General features: G+C 68.4%; 17 protein-coding genes and 1 pseudogene. 3 read left to right on the top strand and 15 right to left on the bottom strand.

Translation table 11 applies throughout. The features are described from left to right. Positions 1-13: 13 nt before the first annotated feature. From MKK55_RS01485 to MKK55_RS01445, 9 genes are all read right to left on the bottom strand, one after another. A complete protein-coding gene (locus MKK55_RS01485; RefSeq protein WP_243932934.1) occupies positions 14-1,030 on the bottom strand; it encodes an ABC transporter substrate-binding protein in 1,017 nt (338 codons plus the stop codon). A 40-nt stretch (positions 1,031-1,070) separates the two neighbouring features. Beyond that, positions 1,071-2,702, bottom strand: a complete 1,632-nt coding sequence (locus tag MKK55_RS01480; RefSeq protein ID WP_243932933.1) for a thiamine pyrophosphate-binding protein — start codon at positions 2,700-2,702, stop codon at positions 1,071-1,073. A gap of 38 nt (positions 2,703-2,740) precedes the next feature. Next, the gene (locus MKK55_RS01475; RefSeq protein ID WP_243932932.1) at positions 2,741-4,471 is read right to left on the bottom strand and encodes an L-aspartate oxidase; all 1,731 of its coding nucleotides are present in this window, start codon (positions 4,469-4,471) and stop codon (positions 2,741-2,743) included. Beyond that, a complete protein-coding gene (locus tag MKK55_RS01470; protein ID WP_243932930.1) occupies positions 4,468-5,076 on the bottom strand; it encodes a fumarate hydratase C-terminal domain-containing protein in 609 nt (202 codons plus the stop codon). The genes MKK55_RS01475 and MKK55_RS01470 overlap by 4 nt, the downstream gene beginning before the upstream one ends. A gap of 38 nt (positions 5,077-5,114) precedes the next feature. Next, on the bottom strand, positions 5,115-5,987 hold the full coding sequence (locus MKK55_RS01465) for a fumarate hydratase (RefSeq protein ID WP_243932929.1): 873 nt from the start codon (positions 5,985-5,987) through the stop codon (positions 5,115-5,117). Between the two features lie 25 nt (positions 5,988-6,012). Then, positions 6,013-6,393, bottom strand: a complete 381-nt coding sequence (locus MKK55_RS01460) for a succinate dehydrogenase (RefSeq protein ID WP_243932928.1) — start codon at positions 6,391-6,393, stop codon at positions 6,013-6,015. After that, entirely contained in the window at positions 6,390-6,719 is a 330-nt protein-coding gene (locus MKK55_RS01455) for a succinate dehydrogenase (protein WP_243932927.1), read from the bottom strand. The genes MKK55_RS01460 and MKK55_RS01455 overlap by 4 nt, the downstream gene beginning before the upstream one ends. After that, positions 6,716-7,438, bottom strand: a complete 723-nt coding sequence (locus MKK55_RS01450) for a succinate dehydrogenase/fumarate reductase iron-sulfur subunit (RefSeq protein WP_313898949.1) — start codon at positions 7,436-7,438, stop codon at positions 6,716-6,718. Before MKK55_RS01450 ends, MKK55_RS01455 begins: the two co-directional genes overlap by 4 nt. A 66-nt stretch (positions 7,439-7,504) precedes the next feature. Beyond that, complete coding sequence (locus MKK55_RS01445) at positions 7,505-8,524, bottom strand: ABC transporter substrate-binding protein (protein ID WP_243932925.1); 1,020 nt, start codon at positions 8,522-8,524, stop codon at positions 7,505-7,507. Positions 8,525-8,731: 207 nt separating this feature from the next. On the opposite strand from MKK55_RS01445, the gene MKK55_RS01440 reads away from it, so the two are divergent. Continuing rightward, a complete protein-coding gene (locus MKK55_RS01440) occupies positions 8,732-9,451 on the top strand; it encodes a GntR family transcriptional regulator (protein ID WP_243932924.1) in 720 nt (239 codons plus the stop codon). A gap of 12 nt (positions 9,452-9,463) precedes the next feature. On the opposite strand, the gene MKK55_RS01435 is transcribed toward MKK55_RS01440, so the two are convergent. The 3 genes from MKK55_RS01435 to MKK55_RS01425 all read right to left on the bottom strand — a co-directional run bounded on the left by MKK55_RS01435 (position 9,464) and on the right by MKK55_RS01425 (position 12,655). Next, the gene (locus MKK55_RS01435) at positions 9,464-10,339 is read right to left on the bottom strand and encodes an ABC transporter permease (protein WP_409566000.1); all 876 of its coding nucleotides are present in this window, start codon (positions 10,337-10,339) and stop codon (positions 9,464-9,466) included. 16 nt (positions 10,340-10,355) lie between these two features. Further along, a complete protein-coding gene (locus MKK55_RS01430; protein WP_243932922.1) occupies positions 10,356-11,150 on the bottom strand; it encodes an ABC transporter ATP-binding protein in 795 nt (264 codons plus the stop codon). 575 nt (positions 11,151-11,725) lie between these two features. Then, positions 11,726-12,655: an AraC family transcriptional regulator gene (locus MKK55_RS01425; RefSeq protein ID WP_243932920.1), complete on the bottom strand. Its 930-nt coding sequence runs from the start codon at positions 12,653-12,655 to the stop codon at positions 11,726-11,728. A 164-nt stretch (positions 12,656-12,819) separates the two neighbouring features. Here MKK55_RS01425 and MKK55_RS01420 point away from each other — a divergent pair, with 164 nt between their 5' ends. Continuing rightward, the gene (locus tag MKK55_RS01420) at positions 12,820-13,410 is read left to right on the top strand and encodes a DUF308 domain-containing protein (protein WP_243932919.1); all 591 of its coding nucleotides are present in this window, start codon (positions 12,820-12,822) and stop codon (positions 13,408-13,410) included. A 57-nt stretch (positions 13,411-13,467) separates the two neighbouring features. Beyond that, positions 13,468-14,703 (top strand): annotated as a pseudogene (gene istA, locus MKK55_RS01415) (IS21 family transposase); the annotation flags it as partial. A 483-nt stretch (positions 14,704-15,186) separates the two neighbouring features. Here the strand turns inward: istA and MKK55_RS01410 are convergent. The 3 genes from MKK55_RS01410 to MKK55_RS01400 are packed head-to-tail and all read right to left on the bottom strand — an operon-like array spanning position 15,187 to position 17,584. Beyond that, positions 15,187-16,515, bottom strand: a complete 1,329-nt coding sequence (locus tag MKK55_RS01410) for an ATP-binding protein (RefSeq protein WP_243932918.1) — start codon at positions 16,513-16,515, stop codon at positions 15,187-15,189. Next, positions 16,416-17,303, bottom strand: a complete 888-nt coding sequence (locus MKK55_RS01405) for a toprim domain-containing protein (protein WP_243932917.1) — start codon at positions 17,301-17,303, stop codon at positions 16,416-16,418. The genes MKK55_RS01410 and MKK55_RS01405 overlap by 100 nt, the downstream gene beginning before the upstream one ends. Continuing rightward, complete coding sequence (locus MKK55_RS01400; protein WP_243932916.1) at positions 17,303-17,584, bottom strand: hypothetical protein; 282 nt, start codon at positions 17,582-17,584, stop codon at positions 17,303-17,305. Before MKK55_RS01400 ends, MKK55_RS01405 begins: the two co-directional genes overlap by 1 nt. Between the last annotated feature and the right edge of the window lie 170 nt (positions 17,585-17,754).

Below are 17,754 nucleotides of genomic sequence, written 5' to 3'. Positions count from 1 at the left end.
CCTGGGCGAGGCTTCAACTACCGGGCTTGCCGTGAACGTTGGCGAAGAACAGCTCCCGCCAGTCCCGGGCCCCGCGGCGGATCGCCTTGGTGCGGGCCATGAAGTCGACGTAGTGCAGGATCGCTTGAGGCGTCGTCGTGAAGGTGACCTGGGGCGAGGCCAGGATCGACGCGATGAGGCCGATGTCGGAGCCGTCGCGGGCGAGGCGCGCATAGGCCTCGGCCGCTGCTTGGGGGTCGCCCGCGATGGACGCGACCGCCTCCTCGAGGGCTGCCGTGAAGGCGGCGTGGACGGTGGGATTGGCCTCAACGAAGGCGGCGGAGGCCCAGACCACGTTGAAGGTCGAGGGACCGCCGAGCACGTCGAAGGTGTTGAGGATCGTGCGGATGCCGGGCTTGCGCAGCTCCAGCTCCTGGATCGGCGCGGCGGTGAAATGCGCGCTGACCTCCTGACCTGACAACAGGGCCGCCATACCGTCCGGGTGCGACAGGGTCACGGTCAGGCGGTCGAGATCGTTCCGCCGCGCCTCCCCGAGCGCCTTCTCGGCCGCCATCTGCAGGAACATGGCCTGGACCGAAACCTTCACCGCCGGCAGGGCGATCTTGTCCCGGTCGGTAAAGTCGGCGAGCGACCGGACGCGCTCCGCATTGGTGTTCATGAGGAGCGGCATGGCGTTCATCGCCGCCACCCCCTTCACGGCCATGCCGGTTCCCTCGGTCTTGGACCAGAGCAGGACGAGGGGCGGCACACCGCCGGCCACGAACTGGACCGAGCCGGACAGGAGCGCGTCGTTCATCGCGGCCCCGCCCGCCAGCGTGATGTAGCGGGCGCCGAGCCCGGACAGGCCCCGCGCCGCGGCGTGCTTCTGGAGCAGGCCTTGGTCCTCCATGAGCATCAGCGGCAGGTGCCCCAGGCTCGGCTGGCGCGCGATGCTGACCGCCTGCATCTCGGCCTGCGCCGACTGCAGCCCCGCTAGGAGGGGCAGTCCCGCGCCGAGCAGTCCCCGGGCCAGTACGTCGCGTCGGCGCATGTGAACCTCCCTGGGTCGGAGCCTTGTCGGAGATGTGCGGTCAGCCCGCCTTCGGCCGCCGGATTACCGGGGCGGGCACGCTCTCGATCAGCACGTTGAGGCAGGCCGGCAGGCCGCTGGCATGGGCGTCCTCTAGGGCCTGGGGCAGGTCCTCGGCCCGGGTGACGAGGGCCCCGTAGCCGCCCAGCGCCGTCGCAACGCGATCGTAGCGCGAGCTCAGGAGGTCGCAGTGCCGCGCCCGCGCCGCGCCGTACTGGCGTAGCTGGATCTGGTACTCGGCGTTCCAGCGGGCATCGTTGCCCACCACGGCGATGAAGGGCAGGCCGTAGCGCACGGCGGTGTCGAACTCGGCCATGTGGAAGCCGAAGGTGCCGTCCCCCAGGACCGCCACCACGGGACCGGCCGGATTGTGGAGTCGGGCCGCGAGAGCGAAGGGCAGCGACGCGCCGATGGTGCCCGAAACCCCGTTGATGAGGCGCCGGGGAGCGTTCACCAGGGCTTGGGGCCATTGCCCGATCTCGCCGCCGTCGCAGATCAGCGTGCCGCCGGGATGCCGGTCGAGGAAGGCGGCGACGCCCCGGCACAGCTCCACCGGATGGAGGCGGCCCTCGGAGCCGCGCCTATCGTCCCAGTCCGGCGGCCGGTAATCGACCGCCGCCCGCACAGTGGCGTGCCAGTCTGGCCGCGGCTCGTCGCCAAGACGGCGCGCCAGGGCTTCGAGGGTGGAAAGAGCGTCTGCCGCGCCCGAGACCGCTAGGCGGGCAGGGTCGACCCGCGCGACGAGGGCCGGGTCGGGGTCGATAACGACGAAGCGGCAGGCTGGCGCCACCGCGGACGCATCGCCGAACTTCAGGGTGAAGTCGAGGGGCTTGCCGAGGAGCACGAGGCAATCGGCCTGCGTTAGCACCTCGGCGAAGGCGCCTAGACTCGGATCGTTGAGGCCGCGCGGACTCTCCATGCCGAGGACGGGGATGCCGGAGGCGCTCTCCAACGCCGCCATCCGCCCGCGTCCCTCGGCGCCGCAGGCGGCCGGGCCGCACAGGATCAGGGGGCGCCGCGCTCGGCCGAGCTCCGCCGCTACGGCCGCGATGAGGTCGGCGCCGGGCTCGCCGACTCGGATTGAGGCGTCGAGAGGGATCGACGGTGCGGCCGCAGCGGGCGCCTCCAGGAGATCGACCGGGAGGCTGAGATGCACGGGGCCCGGTCGCCCTTCGCGGGCGATCCGCATAGACCGAGCGATGTCGTCGGCCAGGGTATCGACGGAGGCGGCCGTCCACGAGGCTTTGGTCATCGGGCGGGCGATATCCGCCTGGGCGAGTTCCTGGAACGCGCCGCGCCCGATCTCCGACAGGCCGGCATGGCCCGAGAGCAGCAGAACGGGGCTCTCCGCCGCAAGAGCCGTGAACAGGGCGGCGGCGCCGTTGGTCTGCCCCTGGCCGCCGGTGACCAGGGCGACCCCGACCTCACCGGTCAGGCGGCCCCAGGCATCGGCCATGTGCACGCAGGCGGCCTCCTGACGGACATGCACCACCGCGATGTTCGTGCCCAGCAGGGCGTCGAAGATCGGCATGATGTGGTTGCCCGACAGGGTGAAGATGCGGCGGACGCCGAGGCGCTCCAGCGCCTCGACGACGATGTCGGCTCCGCGCGGCCGGTCCCGGGAATAGTCCATGGCGTCTCTCTCCAAGATCCCGCGTGCGGGGGGCGGCCTCAGGCCGCCGCGTCGAGCAGGGAGGCGCCGGGGCGCACATGGGTGAAGGCGACGGGCTCCATGGTGACGTCGAGACCGGCCGCGCCCTGGCGCACCACGGTGTAGTGCGAGGTGGCGAGATCCGAGGCGTCAGGGAAGTCCTCACGGAAATGCGCCCCGCGGCTGTCGGTGCGGGCCAGCGCCGCGGCGCGGATCGAGCGGCTGACGAGGACGAGGTTCTCGAGGTTGAGCCGGTCCATCCAGGTCAGGTTGTAGCGGCGGTCGCCGTCGGGGATGCCGGCCTCCGCGACCGCGGCGGCGAGGGCGTCGAGGCGCTCGCCGGCCTGCTCCAGCCCGGCCGCATCGCGCAGGATGCCGACATCGTCCCACATGGTCGCGTAGAGGGCCTCCCGGATCGCCTCGAGGTCCCCAGCCGGGCGCCCGAGGGGGCCGTAGGCGCGGGCGAGCCCCACCTCGACCGCGCGGGGATCGGGCTCGGCGCGGAACCGCATGCTCCGGATGTCGCGGGCCATGGCGGAGCCGGCCAGCCCCCCGAAAACCGTCGAGTTGGCGACGCCGTTGCCGCCGAGGCGGTTGGCCCCGTGAACCCCGCCGGTATCCTCCCCGGCCGCGTAGAGGCGCGGCAGCTCGGTGCTGCAGCCGGGACGGAAGGCGACCCCGCCCATCATGTAATGGGCGGTGGGGATGACCTCGACTAGGCCCCCGGCGAGGTCGAAGCCACAATCGGCGCAGCGCTCGACCATGCCCTTGAACTTGCGCCGCACGTCCTCGGGCCCGAGATGGCTCATCTGGATGTAGACGCCCCCGTTCGGGGTGGCATGGCCGTCGCGGATGCGCCGCATGATCGAGCGGCTGACGACGTCGCGCGTCGCCCGCTCCGCGCGCGGATCGTAGTGATGCATGAAGCGCTCAGTCGAGGCGTCGAGCAGGTAGCCTCCGGCCCCGCGCAGGCCTTCCTCCAGCACCGTGCCGGTCATCCGGGTGCCGGCCCCCGCCAGCAGGCCGGTGGGATGGAACTGGACCATCTCCATGTCGCGCAGGGGCAGGCCCGCGCGGAGCGACATGGCAAGGCCGTCGCAGGTCTTGTCGCCCGACGGCGTGTGGAACTTGTACATGGTCGGGCCGCCGCCCGTGGCGAGCAGGGTCGCTTTGGCCCGCACCAGGACCGGGATGCCGGTCCGCATGTCGAGCATCAGCACCCCGGCGAGGCCGGAGCCGTCGGCGGCTGGGATCAGCTCGAGGGCGCGGTGATCCTCCAGGCGCCGGACGTCGCGGCGCCAGACCTGCTCGGAGAGGCGATTGATGATCTCGATGCCGGTAAGGTCGCCCTTGTGCACGGTGCGGTCGAAGGTCTGACCGGCGAAGGCCTTCTGGTGGACGCTGCCGTCGGGATTGCGGTCGAAGAAACAGCCGAGCTCCGTCTCGAGCTCGCGGATGCGGACCTGCGCCTCGGTCACCAGGGTCCAGGCTAGCTCCTGGTTGTTGAGCCACTTGCCGCCCTCGATCGTGTCCATGAAGTGGCGCTCAACCGAATCGCCCGGGGCGAGGGCGACGTTGTAGCCGCCCTGGACCATGCGGGTGCAGCCGCACTTGCCGAGCAACCCCTTGACCGCGACGGTGACCTCGAGCTCCGGGGCGGCCTTCTTGGCGTGGAGGGCGGCGAACAGGCCGGCTCCCCCCGAGCCCAGGATGAGGATGTCGGTCTCGATGGTCGTCGGCACGGCGTTCATCGGGCGGCTCCCAGGCTCGCGATGACGGCATCCCGCCGGCTGGCGACGTCGCGCTGAACATCGGCGAAGAGCGAGCCGCCGTGGGAATCCATACCGACCAGAAGCGGTCCGAAATCATGAATCGCGAACTTCCACAGGCTCTCGGGATGCAGGTCGTCGAGGTCGATGTCCTCGATCCGCTCGATCCAGGTCGTTTCCAGGGCGGCGGCGCCCCCGACGATGGCGAGGTAGGCGCCGCCCTGCTCGGCGAAGGCCTCTAGGGTCTTCGGACCCATGCCGCCCTTGCCGACGATGAGACGCACGCTCTCCCGCCGCATCAGCGCGTCGGTGAAGCGCTCCATCCGCATGGAGGTGGTGGTGCCGATGCAGAACGGCGCGTAGCCAACGGGGGCCTCGGCCGAGACCGGCACTCGGTGGACGTTGGGCGCGGTGTGGATGACCGCGTGGCCGGCGAGATCGAGATGTGTCCGCCGCTCCCGGTCGAACATGTGGATCAGGGTGGCATCGCGGATGCCGAACAGGGTCTTCCGCAGGGTGACGGTGTCGCCGACTTTTAGGAGGCGGACCTGCGCCTCGTCGATCGGCATGTCGAGAACGTGGTGCATGGCGCTGCCCTCCCGGCGGTGTCGATAAGGCGTTCCGGTCAGTCGAAGGCGATGCCGCCGGGTGTGAAGGTCGCCTTGGCCCGGCGGGCTGAGTGGCACTGGATGTTCACCGCCACCGGGTTCTGAGTGATGTGGGTCGCGGCGATTTCCACATGGACTGCAAAGCTGGTGGAGCGGCCGCCAAGCCCCTGCGGGCCGATGCCGAGCTCGTTGACGGCGTGCGACAGCTCCGCCTCGATGCGTGCGCCCTCCGGGTCGGAACAGGCGGTGCGCAGCTTGCGCGTGGCCGCCACCTTGGCGAGGTGCATGCACAGGTCCGAGGTGCCACCGATGCCGACGCCCACGATGGTCGGCGGACAGACGCGGCCGCCGAGCTCGATCACCCGGTCGATGACGAACCGCTTGACCGCGTTGATGCCGTCAGAGGGCAGGAGCATCTGCAGGAACGAGCCGTTCTCCGAGCCCGAGCCCTTCGGGATCATCTCGACCGACACGGTCTCGGGCCGATCGTCGAAATCCACGTGGATGATCGGCACGCGGATGCCGCAGGAGGTCTGCTCGTTCACGCGGGTGATCGGGTGGACCACCGAGGAGCGCAACGAGTGCTCGGTAGTGGCACGAGCGCAGCCGCGCCGGATGGCAGCCTTGAGGTCGGCGCCGTCGAAGCGCACGTCGCGCCCGACCGTCACGTTGTAGATCGGGATGCCGGTATCCTGGCACAGGATGTTCTTGGTGCGCTCGGCCACCGCGATGTTCTCGACCATGGTGCCGAGGATCGCTCGGCCGGTGGCGCTGGTCTCCTCCCGTGCCAGCACCGCGAAGCCCGCCTTGATATCGGGGGGCAGTAACTTCAGGGCGCGGACGTAGAGGTCCTTGCACACCTCTTCGACTTCGGTGAGGTCGAGATCCATGCCGGTCTCCTTTCAGGGATTGGGTTCAGGCGCCGCCGAGCAGGAACAGGAGCCCGACCGCGAGCCCCGCCGCCACGCAGGCCGAGACGATGAGCGCCGTCCGCTCCTGGGTCGCGAACCACTCGATGGCGAGCACGCGAAGACCCAGGATCATGTGCAGGGCGAGCGCACTGACGAGCCCCCACTCGGCCGTCCGCACGAAGCTGTTATGGGTCAGCCCGAGAAAGCTCTCGAGGCGGTCAGCCCCCTGCAGCGCGGTGCCGAGGGCGATGAAGTGCATCGGCAGGAACAGGGCAAGGGCGATCCCGGAGAGGCGATGCAGCAGGGCGGCGGCGAAGCCCGCGCGCAGCGGTGCCGCGCGGCGGGTGCCGCGCCTGGGGAGGTCGGTCTGTGTCCCGGCGCTCATGCGACGTAGACCGCCAACGCCGCGCGCAGGCCGAGGACGAGGAGGAGCGCCGAGACGGCGAGCATCGCCCCGTCGAGGGAGCGTCCGCGCCAGCGCGTCCACTCGCGCAGGATGCTGCGCAGGCCGATCGGTGCGTGGATGGCGGCGGCCACGACGAAGAGGCCGTAGAACAGCAGGAAGGCAAGGTTGCCCTGCGTCCGTCCGAGGATCTCCCCGGCGGTGAGGCCGCCGCGCACGGCGTACAGGATCGTGCCAAGATGGACCGTCACGGCAACGGCCAGGATCATGGCGGTGCCGCGCTGCGCCACGTAGAGGAGGGGGCTCATGCCGACCTCCGGAAGTGCCGGGTGCCGAAGCGCTTCAGGGCGGACCGGGCGGTAGCACGCTTCAGCCCCGCGATCGCGAAGGTCGGCGCTAGCGCCTTCGGACAATGCTCCGTGCAGCTCATGTGGGTGTGGCAGGACTGGCAGCCCGCATCCCCAGACACGGCCTCGAGCCGAGCGTCCTGGCCTCGATCGCGGACGTCGTTCACCAGGGTCCAGGCCCGGTTAAGCGCGGCCGGGCCGAGATAGTCCGGGTTCCAGGTGACCACGTCGCAGGCGGCGTAGCAGACGCCGCAATTGATGCACTCGATGCCGGCATCCACCGCCCGACGCTCGGGCGAATCCGGGGATACCACGGCGAAGTCCTCAGGCGGTTCGTTGCCCGGCTCGAAGGCGCCGTGGGCGGCCGTCCATTTCTGGAAGAACGGCTCCATGTCGACCGCCAGGTCCTTGATCACCGGCAGGTTGCGCAGGGGTTCGAGGGTCAGGCCGTCGTTCTCCGCCACCGCCGCGACCCGGGTTCGGCAGGTCCAACGCGGACGGCCGTTCACCATCATGGCGCAGGAGCCACACATGCCGACTCGGCAGGCGAAGCGGTAGGCCAGCGTCGGATCCTGCTCGCGCTGGATCTCGGTGACCACGTCGAGGATGGTCTGGGCCGGGCGCCGCGCCACGGTGAAGGCCTGGAAGCCCTCTTCACGCCGGATGCGCACCGTCAGCATCGCACCGGGCACGGATTCGATCGTTGGATCGGCCAGGGACGCGTTGGGGAAAGGAGCGTTCATGCCTTAGCGCTCCGCCTTAGCGACGGCGCCGGGGAAGAACAGCTCGCCCTGATCCGTGGCCTTTGCGGCCACGAGGCCGGCGCGGTTCATGTAGTCGAGGTAGGCCAGCATGTTCAGCGGCGCGCTAATCCACTGGGTCTGTGGCGCGCGGATGATCTCCACGGCTTCCGCCTCGGTCAGCCGGCCGTTCTCCGCTTTGATCCACAGAGCCGCCACCTTGGCGGGCCCCGCCTTGATCAGCGCCAGGCTCTCCTCCAAGGCGGCCCGGAAGGCCGCCACGATCTTCGGGTTGGCGCTTACGAAGCGGTTGCTCGCCCAGACGAGGTTGAAGGTATGCGGCCCCCCCAGCACGTCATAGCTGTCGAGCACCTTGTGCGCGCGCGGGTCCTTCAGCTCCATCTCCTGGAACGGCGGCGAGCCGAAATGCCCGGTGATCTCGGAGCGACCGCCGAGCATCGCCGTCTGCGCATCAGGATGCCCCATCGAGACCGTCAGCGGATCGAGCTTGCCTTGCTGGCCAGGGCCAAAGGCTTTCTCGGCAGCCATCTGTAAGGTGATCGCCTGGATCGAACTCTTCACCGTCGGCAGCGCGATCTTGTCCTTGTCGGTGAAGTCCTTGATCGACTTGACGGCCGGGTTCACCGAGACCAACCAGAGCGGCATCGCGTTGAGCGCCGCCACGCCCTTGACCTGCAGGTTGGCCCGAGTCCGCCCCCAGATCGTCAGCATCGGCCCGACGCCGCCGGCGGCGAAGTCGAGGTTCCCCGAGAGCAGGGCCTCGTTCATGCCGGAACCGCCGGTGAAGCGCAGCCACTCGGTCTTGAGTTCCAAGCCCTGCTGGCGGGCCTGCTTCTCGAGGAGGTGCTCCTCCTCCATCACAGTGAGGGGCAGGTAGGAGATGCCGAACTGCTTGGCGAGGCGCACCACGGGGGCCTCTGCCTGGGCGGATCCCGAGCCGGCCAGAAGGCTCGCCGAGAGCAGGGCCGCGGCTCCGCAGAGCCGGATGAGACGGCCGAGTGCCATGTGTTCCTCCTGCGCAGGCCCGAATTCTCTGGTCCGGTGCCGAGGGCCACGATAGCCTCGTATCAACCGCTGTCAACGGTCATATGTCATATACATGAGTTGCCGATGTCAAATCGTATGCGCGCCGTCGCACCGCAGGCGCATTCCGCAGCGCCGTCACCGGGCGAGCCGCTGGCCGCGCGCTTGGCCGCTCCTCTGACTGCCCCGGTGGCTGCCCCCTTGGCGAGCCGTCCGCTCTACTTGCAGGCACGCGACCTGCTGCTGCGCCGGATCGTAGATGGGACCTGGAAGCCGGGCGGCTACCTGCCGAGCGAGCCGCAGCTGGCCTTCGACCTCGGCGTCTCCATCGGGACGATCCGCAAGGCCATGGAGGACCTCGTCGGGCAAGGCCTGCTGGAGCGCCAGCACGGACGCGGCACGCAGGTGGTGCCCCATTCAAGCGACCGGTCGCGGTTCCGCTTCCTGCGCTTCGTCCACGGCGACGGGCGGCCGTTCCGCCCCGTGGCGCACGTCCTCGCGGCTGGGACCGCACAGGCCGATGCCCAGGACCGCGCCGCCCTCGGACTGGGAGCGGGGGTGAAGGTGCTGGTCTTGTTGCGGACTCGGAGCGAGGACGGCGTGCCATTGATCTACGAGCGGATTGCCCTGCCGGCGGATCTTTTCGCCGCGCTGAAGGCGGAGCCCGGCGCCGAGATGCTGGAGGAGATCTACGTGCTCTACCAGGCGCGCTGCGGCCAGACCGTGGCGCGGGCGCGGGACACAATCGCCACCGACCGGGCGAGTTCTGCCATTGCGGACGCCCTCTGCTGTCCACCGGGGGCGCCCCTGCTGCTGGTGCGCCGGGTCGCCGTCGCCCTCACCGGCGAACCGATCGAGTACCGTCAGAGCTGGACGGCGGCGCTCCAGTACAGATCCGACCTCGATTGACGCTTGGCCTGACTAGGCGTGCATACCCCAGCGCTGCAGGGTGTGGCGTTCGATGGTCTGGAAGATGAGGTTCTCGACGCAAAGGCCGATGAGGATCACCGTCAGCAGCCCCGCGAAGACGTTGGGGATGTCGAGCATGTTCTTGTTCTCAAAGATGAACCACCCGAGACCGCCCGAGCCGGAACTTACCCCGAAAACCAGCTCCGCCGCGATGAGTGTGCGCCAAGCGAAGGCCCAGCCAACCTTGAGCCCCGTGAGGATGCTGGGGAAGGCCGCCGGGATCAGGATCTTGGTGATCAGCCGGGTGCCGCGCAGTCCGTAGTTGCGACCGACCATCTTCAGGGTCCGGCTGACCGAGAGAAAGCCCGAATGAGTGTTCAGCGCGATCGCCCAGGTCACGGAATGGACCAACACGAAGATGAGGCTGCCGTTGCCGAGGCCGAACCAGATTAGCGCCAGCGGCAGCAACGCGATCGCTGGCAACGGATTGAACATCGACGTCATCGTTTCGAGGAAGTCGGTGCCGATGCGCGAGCTGATCGCGATGCTGGTCAGCACCGTCGCCAACAGGATCCCGAGGGCGTAGCCTATCAGCAGCACCTTGATCGAGCCCCAGGCCCGCAGCACCAGCGTCCCGTCCGCGACCCCGTGAGCGAAGGCCGTGACAGTGGCGGTGAAGGTCGGGAACAGGAGGTCGTTGTCGAGGTAGCGTCCATAGGCCTCCCAGATTAGGGCCAGCACCGCCAGGATCACGAGCTTTCGTAGCCAGCCGTGATTGTAGAGGCGCTCGACCTTGGATAGCGGCTTCTCGACGATGGCGCCGCCATAGGCGCCGCCGGTGTCGCGGACGATCTCGGGGCGGGCGGCTCGAATGAGGATCGGGGACATGAGCGTCTTCGCGGTCTTAGACATTCTCCGCCTCCTTGATCTCTTCGGAAAAGAGCATCTGGTGGATGCGCTGCTCCAGTAGCAGTGTCTCCTGCGGTGAGCTGGCCGTGTTAAGCTCGGCCTTGACCTCGCCGGGATGGGGCGAGAGCAGGAGGATGCGGGAGCCGATCTTGATCGCCTCGGGGATCGAGTGCGTGACGAACAGGACCGTGAAGCGGGTCTCCTCCCACAGAGCCAGGAGCTCGTCCTGCATCCGCCGGCGGGTCAAAGCGTCGAGCGCCGCGAAGGGCTCGTCCATCAGCAGGATGTCGGGCTCCATCGCCATGCCGCGGGCGATGGCCACACGCTGCTTCATCCCGCCCGATAGCATGTGCGGATAGCTGTCGGCGAAGGCCGATAGGTTGACCTTGTCGATATAGTGCATGGCCCGCTCGTCGGCGGCCCGGCCAGCGAGGCGTCCCGAGGCTTCAAGGGCAAAAGCCACGTTCTGGCGCACGGTCTTCCAGGGCAGGAGCTGGTCGAATTCCTGGAACACCATCATCCGGTCCGGTCCGGGCTCAGTGACGGCCTGGTTTTTCAGGCGGATCTGGCCCTCGGTCGGCGCCATGTAGCCGCCGACCGACTTCAGCAAGGTAGATTTCCCGCAGCCCGAGGGTCCGAGCAGGACGAACCGATCGCTTGGGAACACATTAAAGCTGACCCGGTAGGTCGCTGTGACAAGGTGATGGGGGGTCTTATACTGCAGCGTAACGCCGCCGACTTCCAGCAGCGGCACAGTGAAGTCCGATGGCAAGCCTGTTACCAAGCTCATGACATCCTCCCTTAAGCCACGCGCATGGCGGCAATGCTCGTTTTGTAAGCGGTCTGATGCCGCCTTTGATTCGAGCAGTCGGTCTCCCGGATCCCAAGGCGTTGGGCCGGGCCGAACCACTCGCGACACGACTGGATACCAAGCACAATCCTTCCTGTAAATATAATAGCTATCTTTTATAAGACAGGAATATATACTCTCTGCGGTTCTGATATTCGTACGAGGGCCGAGGATAACGTGTGTGCTGGTTGAACAGGGAGACGTGTTCCTCGGTCAACAGGAAGGCCGCGGGTTGATTCACCTTCTACGCCAGCGCGAAACGGAGTAAGCTCGAATGTTCGCCCTCCCCGCAAGCGAACAAGCCTGTCAATCGTTTTCGCCTGCGTGAGAATCCGGGCGGACGTCCGGTTTAGGGCGGTGGTGGCAGTAGCCCGTACAACCGGGTTGGGTCGAAAGCGGAAGGGCTGCTTTGGAGTGGAGCGATCACAAAAGCGGACGGCCTGCTACACACGACCTAGCGTTACAGGCTGCTATGATGGTCGTCGATGCGCGGACGCAGCGTGGGTTCGACTCGCTCAGTTCCCCTGTCGCAAGTCGCCGTCCTGCTCGCGTGATCCGGCACCGCTCGACAGCGCAGGTTCGTCCCGCGGCGGGTGTCCGAACATGGCCTTGTAGGCGCGGCTGAAGGCTGCCTCCGACGCGTAGCTGACGCGCAATGCGACCTCACCAACACGCGCCTCGCGGGCGACCAGCATGTCCCGGGCAAGCGTGAGCCGCCACTCGTTCTGGTAGCGCAGGGGCGAGCGCCCGACGAGTGCCGTGAACCGCTCGCAGAAGCTCGACCGCGACATGCCGGCCGCGTCCGCCAGGGCCTCGACGCCCCAGGGACGTGATGGACGCTCGTGCATGACCTTCAACGCCCGGGCGATGCGGGCGTCCAAGAGACCTCCCAGCCATCCGGTGGTGTGCCCGCGCCGTACCCAGGTCCGAAGGGTGCGGATGACGATGACGTCGATGATCCGCGAGATCATCAGGGCCGCGCCTGGCTCGTCGTCGGTCACCTCGACCATCAGGAAGGGTACGATGCCCTCCAGCCACCCCGCCCCCTCGTCGCGCCGAATGTGGATGCGCCCGGGCAAGGCCGAGACCATGCCGCGCAGGGTGTAGGGATCGAACCAGAACTGACAAAGGATCACCGAAGCATGCGAGGCGGATGCCACCAGCCTGGCTCCTCCGAGCCCGCGAGGCAGAAGCACGAGATCGCCCGTGTCGATGACGACGCGTTCTTCGCCATCGCCCTCGACGTGGAGCGAACCCTCGGCGACCACGAGGACATGAGCGGCTCCGACCTCCAGGTCCAAGATCCCCGACGGCTCGACCTCAAGGGATCGGACGTGGTCCCCGGTGAGCCTGATCTGCGCCAGGACGAGGGAGAGGAGGTCGCCGGTGGCAACGCTCGGTCCACTCTCCGGAGGAGTGGTCAAGTTTTCCAGCAATCCGGTCATGGGTGCCATCGGCGTCCGTTTGTAAAAGCGCCTTCCGAAGCGAGGCATATCCCCCTGGAAAGACACCGCTTTCACGAAGCCCGGCGTTTCGGTCGCCGGCGTCCTCCGCGTGATTGCCCCCTGTCCCGATCCTCCGCCTCGCCGCTCACCCGAAGGGAACATCGATGACGACCGTCCAAAGACCCGGCCGTGACGCTTCGCGCTGGCTGAGCTCCTATTACTTCCTCCGTGCCGGGGTTTCCGTCGGCTGGGTCGCTGCTGCCTTCACCATCGGAAACGCCGTGACGCCGGCCGCGGCAGCGCTCGTGGTCGCCTATCCCGCCTGGGATGCCGTCGCCAACGTCATCGACGCGCGTCGCAGTGGCGGCTTGGCCGCCAATCCCAGCCAGGCCCTCAACGTGGCCGCCAGCACCGTCGTCGCCGTCGCGATAGCCGTCGCGCTCGGATGGGGCATGCACGCGGTACTGACGGTATTTGGGGTCTGGGCCATCCTGTCCGGCTTGTTGCAGCTTGCGACCGGTGTGCGGCGGTGGCAGGCGGGTGCCCAGTGGGCGATGGCGCTCAGCGGAGCCCAGTCAGCCCTCGCAGGCACCCACTTCATCTTCAAGGCGAACGGTGCCTTGACGCCGGGGATCACGGACATCGCCCCCTACGCCGCGTTCGGCGCCGTCTACTTCCTGGTCTCGGCCGTGTGGTTGACCGTGGTGTGTAGGGCGGTGACAAAACCATCCACTGGAGCGTCGGCGGGTTGCTGATGCGGCCGGGGTAAAAGCCGGCCAGTGGAGAGGCTTCTCTTTCGAGAGGGGCCCAGGATGTTTGCCGTGGAAGTCTACGCGGCCGTTCGGCAGTTCGTTTTCATCGACGGCCACTCTCGTCGCGAGGCAGACCGGGTATTCGGGCTCAATCGCGAGACGATTGCCAAGATGTGCCGGTTCTCATTGCCACCGGGCTATACTCGCACCAAGCCGATCGAGAAGCCGAAGCTGGGGCCGCTACTGCCGGTGATCGATGCGATCTTGGAGGCGGACCGGATCGCACCCATCAAGCAGCGGCACACGGCCAAGCGGATCTTCGAGCGTCTGCGCGACGAGCACGGCTACGCTGGCGGCTACACGGTGGTGAAGGATCACGTCCGGATCGCACGCGCGAGTGGGCGGGAGACCTTCGTACCGTTGGCGCACCCGCCGGGCCATGCCCAGGTCGACTTCGGCGAGGCGGTCGCCACCATCGGCGGCGTGGGCCGGAAGATCCACTTCTTCTGCATGGACCTGCCGCACTCCGACGCCTGCTTCGTGAAGGCGTATCCGCAGGAGACCACCGAGGCGTTCCTCGACGGGCATGTCGCTGCCATGGAGTTCTTCGACGGCGTGCCGCTGTCGATCCTCTACGACAACACCAAGATCGCGGTCGCCAAGATCTGCGGCGGAGGCCAGCGCGAACGTACCCGTGCCTTTACCGAGCTGGTGAGCCACTACCTGTTCCGGGACCGCTTCGGGCGTCCGGGCAAGGGCAACGCCGAAGGCCTGGTCAAGTACGCCCGGTCCAACTTCATGACCCCGGCCCCGGAGGCGGCCTCGTTCGAGGCGCTGAACGCGGATCTGGAGCGACGCTGCCGGACCCGGCAGGATGAGCGGGCCGGACAGCATGCCGAGAGCATCGGCACGCGACTGGTCGCCGATCGTGCCGTTCTGCGTTCCTTGCCGGCGGTCCCGCTGGAGCCGTGCGAGAAGCGGGCTGGGCGCGTCTCCTCGACCGCGCTGGTTCGCTACCGCTGCAACGACTACTCGGTGCCGACCGCCTACGGCTTCCGGGACGTGCTGGTGAAGGGCTTCGTCGAGGAGGTCGTAATCCTGTGTGGCGGCATCGAGATCGCCCGGCATGAGCGCAGCTACGGCACCAGCGTGTTCGTGTCCGATCCGCTGCATTACCTCGCGCTGATCGAGATCAAACCGAACGCCCTCGACCAGGCGGCCGCGCTCCAGGGCTGGGATCTGCCCGAAGCGTTCCAGCACCTGCGCCACCTCCTGGAGGCGCGCATGGGTAGGCGATCCACCGCTCGGCCCAGATCGCGATGCGGCGATCGCGAGGTGCAATCTCCATCGGCTGCCAGGGTTTCGACATGGCTGCCCCAATGGCGCTGCCCCACCCTGAGAAAGTGAGGCGTGGCAAGGTGTGGCGGTGTGGCGCCTGAAATGCCTTGCCCCACTGCCACACTTGCCCCACCACCCTTTAGGGTGGGGCAGGTGTGGCGGGGCGGGGCACCGGGGTTTCCGGGCCGAGGCGAGGTGGGGCGGATGGAGGCAGCGTTGCGGCGCAAATACCGGATCAGGATGCTTGTCCATTCGAGCAAAAGTCCCGACGCACCTGCCGTCCGGACTCCAAGGGAAACCCCAGGTCCTTGATGCTGGCAAAGGCGCTCACTTCGTCACGATCGTCGTCGATGAAATGACGAAAGACGAGATCAAGACAAGGAACTACGTCGGCCTGCTCGGGGCTCAAGTCGTCTTCGACCGGTGGGAGAGCTACATCTACTAATCGCTGGCCGTCTCTCCGACTTCGATGAACGAGCGCTTGTTCCGCTTCTCGTCACGGCCCTCGACCACCACGAACATCCCGGAGGCAAGCCAAGCCTTCAGCATCGCCTTCACCCGCCCCTTGCCGCCGACGTCGAGTTCGATCCCGAGCGCACCGGCGATGGCGATGCCGGCCCAATCCTTCGCCTGCGCGTCCTCCCGCCACCGGCCGGCGGCGACCGCGCGCTGCGCCTTCCGAAGGTCGTCGACTGTCACGCCTTCCAGCATGTCCGGCCATTGCCAGGGCTCGACCACAGCGACGTGATCCCCGCCGCTGGGCCCGTTGCCCAGCTCGACCGATGCGAGTTTGAACCAATCGCTGCGGTCCGAGGGCGGCGCGAGGTTGGCCTTGCCGTTGTCGGCCCGGAAGTAGCCGCGGTGCGAGGCAAAGTTGGCGCGCTTGGCTTGATCCTTCGACATCGGATTGAGGACCCGCGCCGAGCGAGCCGCGGCAAGCAGCGCACCGGCCCCGCGCCCGTCCTCGACCGTGAACTCGGCGCCGCCGCCCTGGCCCTTCCGGACGTGGTGCACGAGCTCGATCGCAGCCCGGCCGGTCTCGGCCACCCGATTCCAGGCCTTCGCGACCAGATCGATCGCCGCGTTGTCGTTCTCGCTGACCCGATGCGAGGACACGAAGGGGTCGACCATCGCCACGTCAATCCGGTTGGCGACGATCGTCGCGACCAGTCCCTCGACCACCGGTTCGGCGACCTTGGCCCCATCCTTCGTCGTAATCGCGATGACGATTTCCGACGTCCGACCGCTGTCGAGGAACAGCCGACCCTCAAGCTCCCGCGCCTCGATGCCGTAACGAATGCAGATCGCGGCCACGCGCCTTTCAATCTCTTCCAGCGGATCTTCCAGCGCCACGTACCAGACCCGCAGGCAGGCCGGCGGCGTCACTCCGAGCAGCGGCCGGCCCGTCACCATGGCGATTGCCTCGACGAGCACGAGGCTCGACTTGCCGACCGCACCGGGCGCCACCGTCGTCGACAGGAACCGTCGGATCAGGTGCCGACCGTACAGCCATTCCCGCGGTGGGATCGTCGCCGGGTCGCGCCACCGGTACGGCGTCGCCTGGATCGTCACCGGCGCCGGGCCGGCGCCTGCCGCTACATCCGGCGCGTCGGGTGCGAACGGGGCGAACTCGACGTGATCGTCCGCCGACAGGTGCTCTGCGTCCGCCATCAGCGCCGAGCCTCCCGGATTGCGTCGTTCATGTCGCCGGGCACCCGCGGGGTCGCGAGGATGACGTCGCGGCCGGCCGCGTGCCACCGCGCCCCGCATTCTCGTGCCGCCGCCGCGCTGGCGCCGCCGTCGTCCGTCTCGCAAAGGATCGTCAGCGCCTCGATGCCGGGCAGCACCGGGAACGTGCGGATCGCACCGACCGAACCGAGCGCCCATGCCGGCAGGATGCCGAGCTGCCGAGCCGCAAGGCACGTCTCGACGCCTTCGCCGATCGCCAGCCCGCGCGTCACCGCGTCGTCCGGGTCGAGCTTCACAGCCGCGCCGCCGGCCGGCCCGAACATCTTGCGGCCGACCTTGGTCCCGTCGGGCGCGAGCGCGGTCCGGTGAACAGCCTGCGGTTGATCGGTGCGGACGCATCGCAGCGCCGCGACCATGACCGGCAACCGTTCTTCGCCGAACGCGCACGCCGCGTGGAAGCGCAACACCTCACCGGCGACGGTCGCGGGCAGGTCGAGGCCGCGCGAGGCCAGGTAGCGCTCGACCAACGTGCCGGTCGGATTGCCGACCGAGTACCACACGCCAAGCGCGCGTCGGCGCCGGTCCGCGTCCACCCCCGCAGCCCGTGGCGACACCCGAGAAAGCGGGGCTGGCGCAGGCTTCGCTTGGCCGCGACGCTCCCGACCCAACCCAAGCCGCCCGGCGATGTAGTCCTTCACCGCGCGCCAGTCGTCGCCAGCATGGCTATGCACGCGTAGCCCATCGGGCGATTCGGGGCCCGGGCGCACGGTGACGCTGCGATCCCGCGCCGAGTGACCGGGACCTGGGCACAACACCTGATGCCCTGCCACCTCGCCGCCGAGGGCGTGCGCCATCTCGCGCAGCGTCATCACGGGCGATGGTCTTGGCGCGTGGTCGCCAGCACGATCGCGACGTCGGCCGGCGCGACGGCGTGCACGAGGTCGAGCCATTCCGCCTCGCGCTCCGGCCGGGTCTCAATGGTGGCGACTGGCTGGCGGTGCTTGACCGTCCACTGTGCGGTCTCGGCGTACAGCGGTACCACGGGCTCGGACGCGACGATGGTCACGGCTCCGCAGCGCGCGAGGAAGGCGATGATCGATTTCCGGTCGAACCCGTTCGGGCCGAGCGCCGCCGCGAGGTCGTCACCCACGATGAGTATCGTCGGCGGGTCGGCCGACACGGTGAACGGACGCCGGCTCTGCGCTACCATCACCAAGCCGCATCCCTCGAAGCGAACAGCCCAGAGCAACGGACGCCGGTGCGGCGCGGTCTGCGACGCACGCGAAAGGGCGGCGTCGAGCGCATCGCGCCCGGCCCCGG

Source organism: Methylobacterium sp. J-059, from assembly GCF_022829485.1.
GTDB lineage: Bacteria > Pseudomonadota > Alphaproteobacteria > Rhizobiales > Beijerinckiaceae > Methylobacterium.
This window is presented reverse-complemented; position numbering and strand designations above follow the sequence as displayed.

What these genes read in the sequence shown, in the direction of transcription:
- MKK55_RS01485 (WP_243932934.1), bottom strand. Translation starts at nt 1,030, where the DNA reads ATGCGCCGACGCGACGTACTGGCCCGGGGACTGCTCGGCGCGGGACTG.
- MKK55_RS01480 (WP_243932933.1), bottom strand. Translation starts at nt 2,702, where the DNA reads ATGGACTATTCCCGGGACCGGCCGCGCGGAGCCGACATCGTCGTCGAG.
- MKK55_RS01475 (WP_243932932.1), bottom strand. Translation starts at nt 4,471, where the DNA reads ATGAACGCCGTGCCGACGACCATCGAGACCGACATCCTCATCCTGGGC.
- MKK55_RS01470 (WP_243932930.1), bottom strand. Translation starts at nt 5,076, where the DNA reads ATGCACCACGTTCTCGACATGCCGATCGACGAGGCGCAGGTCCGCCTC.
- MKK55_RS01465 (WP_243932929.1), bottom strand. Translation starts at nt 5,987, where the DNA reads ATGGATCTCGACCTCACCGAAGTCGAAGAGGTGTGCAAGGACCTCTAC.
- MKK55_RS01460 (WP_243932928.1), bottom strand. Translation starts at nt 6,393, where the DNA reads ATGAGCGCCGGGACACAGACCGACCTCCCCAGGCGCGGCACCCGCCGC.
- MKK55_RS01455 (WP_243932927.1), bottom strand. Translation starts at nt 6,719, where the DNA reads ATGAGCCCCCTCCTCTACGTGGCGCAGCGCGGCACCGCCATGATCCTG.
- MKK55_RS01450 (WP_313898949.1), bottom strand. Translation starts at nt 7,438, where the DNA reads ATGCTGACGGTGCGCATCCGGCGTGAAGAGGGCTTCCAGGCCTTCACC.
- MKK55_RS01445 (WP_243932925.1), bottom strand. Translation starts at nt 8,524, where the DNA reads ATGGCACTCGGCCGTCTCATCCGGCTCTGCGGAGCCGCGGCCCTGCTC.
- MKK55_RS01435 (WP_409566000.1), bottom strand. Translation starts at nt 10,339, where the DNA reads ATGTCCCCGATCCTCATTCGAGCCGCCCGCCCCGAGATCGTCCGCGAC.
- MKK55_RS01430 (WP_243932922.1), bottom strand. Translation starts at nt 11,150, where the DNA reads ATGAGCTTGGTAACAGGCTTGCCATCGGACTTCACTGTGCCGCTGCTG.
- MKK55_RS01425 (WP_243932920.1), bottom strand. Translation starts at nt 12,655, where the DNA reads ATGACCGGATTGCTGGAAAACTTGACCACTCCTCCGGAGAGTGGACCG.
- MKK55_RS01420 (WP_243932919.1), top strand. Translation starts at nt 12,820, where the DNA reads ATGACGACCGTCCAAAGACCCGGCCGTGACGCTTCGCGCTGGCTGAGC.
- MKK55_RS01410 (WP_243932918.1), bottom strand. Translation starts at nt 16,515, where the DNA reads ATGCGGGGCGCGGTGGCACGCGGCCGGCCGCGACGTCATCCTCGCGAC.
- MKK55_RS01405 (WP_243932917.1), bottom strand. Translation starts at nt 17,303, where the DNA reads ATGACGCTGCGCGAGATGGCGCACGCCCTCGGCGGCGAGGTGGCAGGG.